This is a genomic window from Candidatus Neomarinimicrobiota bacterium (assembly GCA_034716895.1).
In the GTDB taxonomy this organism is placed as follows: domain Bacteria; phylum Fidelibacterota; class UBA8477; order UBA8477; family JABMPR01; genus JABMPR01.
Genome location: JAYEKW010000195.1, coordinates 1 through 9,112 on the forward strand (window position 1 = coordinate 1; position 9,112 = coordinate 9,112).

At 44.8% G+C, this 9,112-nt stretch carries 8 protein-coding genes; 3 read left to right on the top strand and 5 right to left on the bottom strand.

The features are described 5' to 3' along the window. Positions 1–798 (top strand): DNA (cytosine-5-)-methyltransferase (gene dcm / locus U9Q77_11700; protein MEA3288020.1); only part of this gene is annotated, 798 nt, incomplete at its 5' end. 38 nt (positions 799–836) lie between these two features. On the opposite strand, the gene U9Q77_11705 is transcribed toward dcm, so the two are convergent. Further along, positions 837–1,559, bottom strand: a complete 723-nt coding sequence (locus tag U9Q77_11705; GenBank protein MEA3288021.1) for a PmeII family type II restriction endonuclease — start codon at positions 1,557–1,559, stop codon at positions 837–839. Positions 1,560–1,720: 161 nt separating this feature from the next. Here U9Q77_11705 and U9Q77_11710 point away from each other — a divergent pair, with 161 nt between their 5' ends. Both U9Q77_11710 and U9Q77_11715 read left to right on the top strand, forming a co-directional pair. Continuing rightward, on the top strand, positions 1,721–4,192 hold the full coding sequence (locus U9Q77_11710; GenBank protein MEA3288022.1) for a phosphodiester glycosidase family protein: 2,472 nt from the start codon (positions 1,721–1,723) through the stop codon (positions 4,190–4,192). Between the two features lie 7 nt (positions 4,193–4,199). After that, the gene (locus U9Q77_11715) at positions 4,200–5,525 is read left to right on the top strand and encodes an amino acid permease (protein ID MEA3288023.1); all 1,326 of its coding nucleotides are present in this window, start codon (positions 4,200–4,202) and stop codon (positions 5,523–5,525) included. 99 nt (positions 5,526–5,624) lie between these two features. On the opposite strand, the gene U9Q77_11720 is transcribed toward U9Q77_11715, so the two are convergent. The 4 genes from U9Q77_11720 to U9Q77_11735 are packed head-to-tail and all read right to left on the bottom strand — an operon-like array spanning position 5,625 to position 8,989. Then, complete coding sequence (locus U9Q77_11720) at positions 5,625–6,080, bottom strand: GNAT family N-acetyltransferase (protein MEA3288024.1); 456 nt, start codon at positions 6,078–6,080, stop codon at positions 5,625–5,627. Positions 6,081–6,082: 2 nt separating this feature from the next. Beyond that, positions 6,083–6,283, bottom strand: a complete 201-nt coding sequence (locus U9Q77_11725) for a CatA-like O-acetyltransferase (GenBank protein ID MEA3288025.1) — start codon at positions 6,281–6,283, stop codon at positions 6,083–6,085. A 16-nt stretch (positions 6,284–6,299) separates the two neighbouring features. Continuing rightward, complete coding sequence (gene lpdA / locus U9Q77_11730) at positions 6,300–7,715, bottom strand: dihydrolipoyl dehydrogenase (GenBank protein ID MEA3288026.1); 1,416 nt, start codon at positions 7,713–7,715, stop codon at positions 6,300–6,302. Positions 7,716–7,729: 14 nt separating this feature from the next. Continuing rightward, positions 7,730–8,989 carry a 2-oxo acid dehydrogenase subunit E2 gene (locus tag U9Q77_11735; protein MEA3288027.1) on the bottom strand — a complete coding sequence of 420 codons (1,260 nt, stop codon included), beginning with the start codon at positions 8,987–8,989 and terminating at the stop codon, positions 7,730–7,732. Positions 8,990–9,112 lie beyond the last annotated feature (123 nt).

Genomic DNA, 9,112 nt, shown 5'->3' on the forward strand with positions numbered 1-9,112 from the left:
CAAGCATTTAGTTATGCTGGAAAAAAACTTGGCTTTAATGACGCGCGTGGAACGCTTTTTTACGAGTTTGCAAGAGTTGTGAATGAGGTGAAGCCACCCATATGCATTGGAGAAAATGTTCGGGGTCTTTTAAGCCATGATAAAGGTAGAACAATAAATGGCATGATATCTATTCTTCATGAGATAGGTTATCGAGTTGCGCCAATACAAATACTAAAAGCTGTTCAATTTCGTGTACCACAGAAAAGAGAACGACTTATTCTTGTTGGGATACGCGAAGATGTGGATGTTTCTTTCGAATATCCTAAGCCACTTAATAAAGAGTTTACGCTTCAGGATGCTTTAAAGAAAGGCTCATTGTATGATTCTGATGTACCATATTCCGATGGTGCAAGCTACCCGAAATACAAACATGACGTACTCGACCGCATACCACCAAAGGGGTATTGGAGGGATTTATCTGTAGAAATGCAAAAAGAATACATGGGCGGTAGCTATTACTTAGGGGGCGGGAAAACAGGAATGGCAAGAAGAATTGGCTGGGATGAACCTTGTTTGACTCTCACATGTAGTCCTGCGCAAAAGCAAACTGAACGGTGTCACCCAGAGGAAACCCGGCCATTTACTGTAAGGGAGTACGCAAGAATTCAAACATTCCCAGACGACTGGACATTCTCAGGTTCAATTGCTCAGCAATACAAGCAGATCGGCAATGCCGTTCCCGTCAACATGGGAAAAGAAATTGGATATTCCATTATTAAGTTCCTAAACAAATACCATAAGTATGTATCTATATAGTGATACGTAGGAAATCTCCGATTAACCAATTCAGCACTTCAAAAAGCAAAATATTTTCTAAAACTCCTAGAATTAGCTAGCTTTTCTATCACTCTTTCAAGCTCTTTACTATAGTCAGATTCTATTGCAATTGAGCCAATCGCGTCAATAAGCTCAAAATAAAAGCGTTCATCTCCAGTTAATCTTGTCCAAAAATTATTTCCTGCATAAACAGGATGATTATACTGAGATAATATTCGATTATAATGAGAGCTTAAGTCACTGTTATCTCCGTATATTACACCAACTATTAAATTGCCATAGGATAAGCTAATTCCATTAGTTCTAGCTAAATGAATAACATTATTAAAATGTCCAGCTATTGTTTCAACATCATCTTTATTAATTGTATTGGGACCAGCTTTTAGCTGGCAGTACTTTTTAGTTCCATCAACTTGGTCTACAAATTCTATATCTATGCCACTTGTAGTACTCCCAAAAGCAGGAAGGACATTACTTGTAAATTTCTGAATGTTAGTACCGAAGGATGTAGTAATGGAAGTACCTAATACTCTCGGATATATTAATGCTCTTGCAATGCTTTTAGGATCCGCATTTCCTGTTAAATAGTTTGCCAAATACTTTGAAAGGAATGGGTTTACTTTAAATTTTTTAACATCTTCCAATTTGAGAGTATTTGTTATGTGGTTACTTGCAACAGTATCTGTGAACCATCTCTTTGCATTGTTTAATATTTCAATTTTCTCTGCTTCAGTAATCATAATAAATCCCCTTTATATCTAATCGTTTAATGTAAACGGATGCTTCCAAAGAAGAGCATGTCTTTTTTCTTCGTGTCAATTATTACGCAGGATGAGCTAATCTGTATTTGTTTCCAGCCTATCCATGTTAGTTTTTCAGCAAATTTAAATTTGGGGATTATATGATGCGTTTCTCACTTCTTTTTACTGCTTTTATTTTGTTGGCCAATACTCAGATGTATGCAGACTTTTTAACCAGTACACCTGTGGGTCCCGGCATGATTCATCATCACGAATACCGGTCAGCAGGTCCCTGGCACCTTCATGTGCTCGAAGTCGACCTTACTGATACTCTGAATACTTTGGAAACAGTGAAAGCCAGCAATCGCATTGCCGGTTTTGAACGAACATCCTCCATGGCTGGACGCTCAGATTATCCTGGTCACCAGGTGGTCGGTGCAATTAATGCAGATTTTTATGATGGCAGCGGCATCACTATCGGCGCACAGATCATCAATGGAACACTCCTGAAACGCCCAACCTACCGCTCAACTTTTGCCCTTACAACAGACAAACGCCCCCTTACCAATGTAGTTAGCTATAATGGACAGGTAATGAAACAGGATAGTCTGACCTTTGCCATCACCGGGATAAATGAAGAACGCCTGGACAATGCGCTGGTACTCTATAACCACTATTTTAGTGTTGCTACGGGAACCAATCAATGGGGCACTGAGATCCGGCTGGAATACCTCGAGCCACCCCTGGGGGTAAACGCTCCCATTGCTGCCGTCGTCACAGTCAAAGACAGCAGCCTGGAAGCGGGACATGGCAACATGTACATTCCTTCAACTGGAGGAGCAATCCTGTCCGGACACGGTTTAGCCCGTGATTTTCTGAATGACCATATTTTTGTGGGAGATACACTGAGCATTGAATTAAACTTGACCCCTGACTCTGGCATTATCAAGGAATTAGTCGGCGGTATCCCTCGCATTGTCAGGAATGGCAGCCGGAGTGTGGAATGGGAGGCTGAATCAGTCAGTTACAGTTTTGCTCATGATCGGCATCCCCGCACGGCTGTTGGCTTTTCAGCGGACAGTACACGAGTTTACTTTTTCACTGTCGATGGACGTCAAGCCGGATATAGTGCCGGCATGAGCCTCTATGAGCTGGCTGATTATATGTTGGAATGGGGTGTTTATCAGGGAATGAACCTGGATGGCGGTGGTTCAACCACCATGGTTATTCGAGGTAGCGTTGCCAACAGCCCCTCTGATGGCGGTGGAGAACGATCGGTCTCAAATGCCCTCATGGCAATTTCCATGGCTCCAGAAGGACCCCTGGAGTATTTGAATCTACCCTGGGAGGAAACCTACTCTCTGGTCGAAACCCAACTGCAATTTTCAGTCACGGGCTCGGATATATATTACAACCCTCTACCTGTTAACAGTGATTCCCTGAGCTGGTTTTGTGACCCTCTCATCGGGACTATCTCGTCCACTGGTCTTTTTACCGCTGCTACTGAAACGACCCAGGGCTTTGTGACGGTGAGCATTGGTGACATTGTTGATTCCACCCTGGTGCATGTAACTGATATTTCCACCCTCAGCCTGGAGCCAGATCCGGTCATCCTGGAAGTAGGTGAGATCCAAATGATGACAGCCAGCGCCCATGACAGTTTTGGTCACCTGCTACAGGTAGAACCTGAAGCATACACCTGGTTGGTTTCCTCTGAAATAGCCTCTGTTTCACCCAGCGGTGAGGTAACTGCTGAAAATGTTGGAAACGGCTCTATTCAGGCTTCATTTCATGGTATCAGTTCGTCTGTCCCCCTGGTGGTGGGGAGTTCTATAAGTGTGGTACTGGACGATTTTACAACTACTGACAATTACAGTCTCAGCGGCACACGCGTTAATCTTGATCAGTGTGCTTTTACAGCTGATAACAGCCAATTCGTTTCGGCTCCTACATCAGGACGACTGGATTATAGTTTGACCACCGGTGGTACCAGCGCGCTCTATTTGAATTGCACTATTCCGGTCTCTGGAACCCCTGAATCTATTTCTCTTCAAGTTTATGGTGATAATTCCGGCCATTGGTTACGGGGAGAATTTCAAAATGCCACAGGAGACAAATTTCTAATCAATTTTACCTTGTCTTCACCTGGGATCGACTGGAATAATGAATGGCGCGAATTGATCATTCCCATATCAGAAGCCACTCCACATTGGGGTAATCCCAATGCCAGTTTGAGTTTCCCCCTGACCTGGAAAAAAATCTACCTGGCTGAAACAAATGATAATAATAAAGACTCCGGGACTATTTTCCTGGATGATTTCACCGTAAATTTTATCAGCTCGCCCATTGCCCCTTCACCGACAGCTCGTCCTGAAAACTTCAACCTGGAGCACCAATTTCCCAATCCTTTCAATGCCCGTACCCGTTTCCTGTTTACCATTCATCAACCGGGGATTCTGGAATTACGCATGTATAGCGTTGATGGTCAGGAAGTGGATTATATCAAGCAGGAAACCTACGTTGGCAATTTAGCCCTTAACTGGGAGCCAGGAGATCTGTCCAGTGGGGTCTACCTTTTTCGAGCAACCCTTGATCGGCAGGTAGTTTCAGGTAAATGTCTGCTACTGAAATAGAGTTCTGATGTCAATTCTTAAGCGAAGACTGTCCTTGTCTCATGCCCTGGCACTCATTATTGGGACAGTTATTGGATCTGGTGTATTTATCCAACTGCCCCTGGTGCAACAAGCCACGGGCAGTCCTATGTTGGCTGTGGTCGCCTGGCTGATCGGCGGTTTGATCTGGTTACCTCAAATATTTCTACTCTCTGAAATGGGGACAGCTTATCCAGATCAAGGCTTTGGCTATCTCTACTTGAAAAAAGCCGGGAGCCCCCCGTTGGCTTTCCTGTACGTCTGGACTGTTTTTCTCACTAGTGATACACCATCAATTACGATCCTGGCCATAGCGGCAGTTTCTGCTCTTGATCTGTTTTTTCCTATTCTGCAAAACCCGCTGCATACCCGTATATGGGCCAGCGTCATCATTCTGCTACTCACCCTGGTTCATGTTCGTAGTATTATTCAGGGTAGCCGGTTACAGTTGGTCCTCACCATAGTAAAGGTAGCTCCTCTGATCATGTTGACCGGTTTGGGATTCTTCTTCTTCAACTCATCAGAGCTATTTTTGCAGCCTCGTCTGGAGCAGCCTGCTTCTCTATTTATCCTGCTTAGCGCTGGTGTTGCAGCAACCGTTTGGAGTTATGCTGGTTTTCCCAACATTCTCTATATGGCCGGTGAAGTCAAAAACCCGGGGAAGGTTCTGCCCAAAGCCCTGATTGGCAGTCTGATCTTTGTCACTTTTATTTATGTGTCTGTCGCTTTTGCCACTGGAGCCCTGGTACCCCACGACGAACTGATCAACCAGGCTGGGGGCTTTGCCAATCCCTTCCGCTATCTACCCTGGTTTGCCGGTATTGCTGCCGGATTTCTGGCTTTATCCGCATTCACTTCAATGGTAGGTGCTACAAATGCCTGCATCATGGTTCAACCTCGAATCGAATATGCCATTGCCCGGGACGGATTATTTTTTCCCATATTTGGTAAGCTCCATCCCCGTTTTGGCACACCGGCTAACTCAATTTTGATTCAATCCGGATTAGCGATCATCATGGTCTTTATAGGCGGGATAGAAGCTTTGATGGGCTACTTCACCCTCTCTTACATTTTGCAGAACCTGATCATTTACATCGTTATTTTCTGGTTGAAGAAGCGTGAGGACTATAAGCCTGTATTCAAAAGTCCGGCCTGGCGGTCCATGGCGGTTCTCTCTATTTTATTTCAGGTTCTGTTGCTTTTTGGAACATTTCAAGCTTTCCCCACAGCTGGAGTAATCGCCAGCTTTATCTTAATTATTTCTGGTTTGCCGGTTTACTGGTTTTTTAAACGGGGATTGAAAACTCAACCATAAGAGTAGCGGCTGGTACTAACTGAAGTCCTAACATTTATACTCGTCTTTATGAAAGAGCGCGACGATGGAAGGATTTCATATCGCAGTAATAGAACATGGTCAATCGAAGGTTGAAATGAAAGTTTTTCGCATTTTATAGTGGGGCAGCCCAACCTCTTGAAATTCATCACTCTGGATTTCATAACCCAGGTTCAGATAGAACTCATGAACCGTCCTACGCGCGTGGAGTACGAATGATTCAAAACCCAGATCAAGAAGATACGCTTCAAAGATCATAAAAAGGTTTCTTCCGACCCCTTGTCCCTGTAAATCCTCAAACACGGCCATCTGTTTGACACGCACCTCATGAATGGAAATGGGTATTCCCAGGATACTGGCCACCAATTTTCCCTCGTCATTAAAAGCACCGAAATGATAGTAGCGAGACTCCTCACTCAGGTCATCATAAGAGCCATCGAAAAGATCCATGCCCAGGGGAACTCTTAGAACCTGATGTCGCAAATTCAATGATTGTTCATAGGCTTTTGTCCCATGATCGATCAACTGATACTGCATATTTAACCCTCTAGAAGTGTTTCCGGATCGTTTATACTCTGTTGAAAACCTTTAAAATATAATCCAACATGGAAGCCATCCAACAGGGAGTGATGAACTTCTACAGAAATTGGCATTAACACACGTCCATCCCGTTTTTCATGTTTTCCGAATACAATTTTAGGGACACTGTCATCGGTACCGTAGTTCCTGGGTTGATTCATCGGCCCCCTTGATAAACTATTTTTTTGGTGCAAACAAGTCCGTAATACTCCCCGTTACAATTTCGGCTGCATTTCCCACAGATTCTGAAAGACTGGGATGAGGATGAATGATCAACGCAATATCTTCCGCATCAGCACCCATTTCCATGGCCAGTACAGCTTCAGCGATCAGATCACCGGCATTGGTTCCCACAATGCTCATTCCGATCAGCTTGCCTGATTCCTTATCAAACAGGGCTTTGGAAAAACCTTCGGTTCGCCCCAGAGCCAGTGCTCGCCCACTGGCAGACCAGGGAAAAACACCTTTATCATAAGCAACGCCCTGCTCTTTTGCCTGGGTTTCAGTGAGTCCAGCCCAGGCTATTTCTGGATCAGTGAAGATCACTGCTGGAATAGCAGACACATCAAAAGCAGCTGGTTCGCCACAGATCACTTCTGCGGCAACCTTTCCCTCATGGGTTGCTTTATGAGCCAACATGGGATCGCCTGTGATATCTCCAATGGCATATATATGGGCAACATTGGTCTGGCGCTTTTCATTCACCTTGATAAAGCCTCGCTCATCAATCTTCAAACCAATTGTCTCGAAACCGTTTCCATGGGTATTTGGTTTGCGACCAACAGCAATCAGGATCTTATCGACTTCCATGGTCTGTATACCATCAGCGCCCTCGATAGTGACAGCCAGATAATCTGCATGAGCAACGACTCCGTTTACTTTGGTTCCGGTTAGAATTGACTTAAAATCTTTCTTCAAACGCTGCAAAAGTGGTTTGACCACATCGGCATCTGCCCCAGGAAGTAAGTTGGGCATAAACTCAACCACCGTTACATCAGACCCCATGGCAGAATAGATCGTACCCATTTCCAGGCCAATATACCCACCCCCAACGATCATTAATTTTTCCGGGATCCCATCCAGATCCAGTGCAGAGGTTGAATCCATGATCCGGGGATCATCAGGAAAACCAGGGATTCTGGTGGGATGCGAACCCACAGCAATAATGGCATCATCAAAAGTGACTTCGGTGCTCCCCTCAACTTGGGTTACTTTAATGGTGTTGGAAGTGGTAAAAACTCCTGATCCTGTGAGAACCTGAACTTTGCGGGCTTTTGCCAGGGCAGCGATCCCTTTGGTCAAGCGACCAACAACCCTTTTGTTCTTCCACTCCTTGACTGCTTCCAGATCCCATTTCGGTTCTGGAAAAGTAAGTCCAAAGCTTTGGACCTCAGCACTTTCAGATTTAACACGGGCAAGATGGAGCAAGGCCTTCGAAGGAATACAACCCCGGTTCAGACAAACCCCACCCAGTGAGGTATCCTTATCAATGAGAACCACTTTTTTTCCCAGATCGGCAGCCCGAAAGGCAGCAGCATAGCCCCCTGGGCCAGCTCCAAGGACAACCACTTCAGCATGTATTTTTTTGGACATCTTATAACTCCAAACTAGACTAAATCTTTGATCGCTGCTAATTCTTCAGCAATGAATTTGGTAAAACGGGCTGCCGAGGCGCCATCAATGACCCGATGGTCATAGGACAGGGAAAAAGGCAGCATGAGACGAGGTAAAAATTCTGATCCATTCCACTCTGGTTTCATCTTGGACTTGGATACTCCCAGAATGGCCACTTGTGGGGGATTCACAATGGGTGAGAAACCAGTTCCACTAATTCCCCCCAGGCTTGAGATAGTGAAGGTTGCCCCGATCAGCTCAGCAGGCTTGATCTTACGTTCGCGGGTACGCCTACTGACATCAACCAGCTCCACAGCTAATTGACTTAAACTTTTCTGATCCACATCACGAATAACCGGAACGACAAGACCGGCTTCAGTATCTACAGCAATACCTAAATGGATGTACTTTTTATGGATCAGGTTTTCACCGCGGGCATCCAGAGAGCTGTTAAAGTCAGGATATTCCTTTAAAGCAAGAGCTACAGCCTTCATGATGAAAGGCAGAATGGATAGCTTGCCATCTTCTTTGGCTACAGCGTGTTTGAATACCTGGCGAAATGCTTCCAACTCTGTAATATCAGTCTCATCCATTTGAGTAACATGGGGAATGGTTTGCCAGGCTCGTTGCAGATTAACTGCCGTTACCTTACGAATTTTACTTAAACGAACTGTCTCGATCTCACCCCACTGGCTAAAATCAATTTCAGGTTGAGTTGGAACAATCGCAGTTGGTGAAGTGGCACCGGTGAGTCTCGTTTTGATGAAGTTTTGTATATCTTCCTTGAGAACACGACCTTTGGGACCCGTTGCAATAACCTGATTCAGATCACAACCCAGTTCCCGGGCAAAGCGTCTCACCGAGGGGCTTGCGGAAACAATTTTACGCTTGGTTTGCGGTGCTTCAATGGGTGTCTGGGGGATTTCCTCTTCTACGGGTTGAGGTTGCTCCTCCACAGCAGACATTGTCTCTGTTTTCTGCTCTTGTTGCGCAGCTGGTTCGGATTCATCGACCTGATCCAATTCGAGAATAGCCAGAATAGTATTGGTTCCTACTTCAGATCCTGATGTAATCCGAATTTCCTTGATAGTACCGGCTTCTTCAGCTTCGATCTCCATGGAAGCTTTATCACTTTCCAGGACAACCAGGATATCTCCTACATCTACATGATCACCCGGTTTAATATTGATCTCACCAACTTCAACGGTGTCAATACCTTCCCCCAGGTCTGGTATGATAATTTCTTTTAACATAATTTTACTCTTTTCACTGTTGAAACTGCAAATTACACGAATTGCACAAATGGCTTATTCTCTGCATTTTCGTCAAGTTTCAGGTTTTTCAATATTGACGCCTTCGCAAAAAGTCCCTCTCGC

Coding starts and splice junctions, on each gene's coding strand:
- U9Q77_11705 (MEA3288021.1), bottom strand. CDS start 1,559: ATGATTACTGAAGCAGAGAAAATTGAAATATTAAACAATGCAAAGAGA.
- U9Q77_11710 (MEA3288022.1), top strand. CDS start 1,721: ATGATGCGTTTCTCACTTCTTTTTACTGCTTTTATTTTGTTGGCCAAT.
- U9Q77_11715 (MEA3288023.1), top strand. CDS start 4,200: ATGTCAATTCTTAAGCGAAGACTGTCCTTGTCTCATGCCCTGGCACTC.
- U9Q77_11720 (MEA3288024.1), bottom strand. CDS start 6,080: ATGCAGTATCAGTTGATCGATCATGGGACAAAAGCCTATGAACAATCA.
- U9Q77_11725 (MEA3288025.1), bottom strand. CDS start 6,283: ATGAATCAACCCAGGAACTACGGTACCGATGACAGTGTCCCTAAAATT.
- lpdA (MEA3288026.1), bottom strand. CDS start 7,715: ATGTCCAAAAAAATACATGCTGAAGTGGTTGTCCTTGGAGCTGGCCCA.
- U9Q77_11735 (MEA3288027.1), bottom strand. CDS start 8,989: ATGTTAAAAGAAATTATCATACCAGACCTGGGGGAAGGTATTGACACC.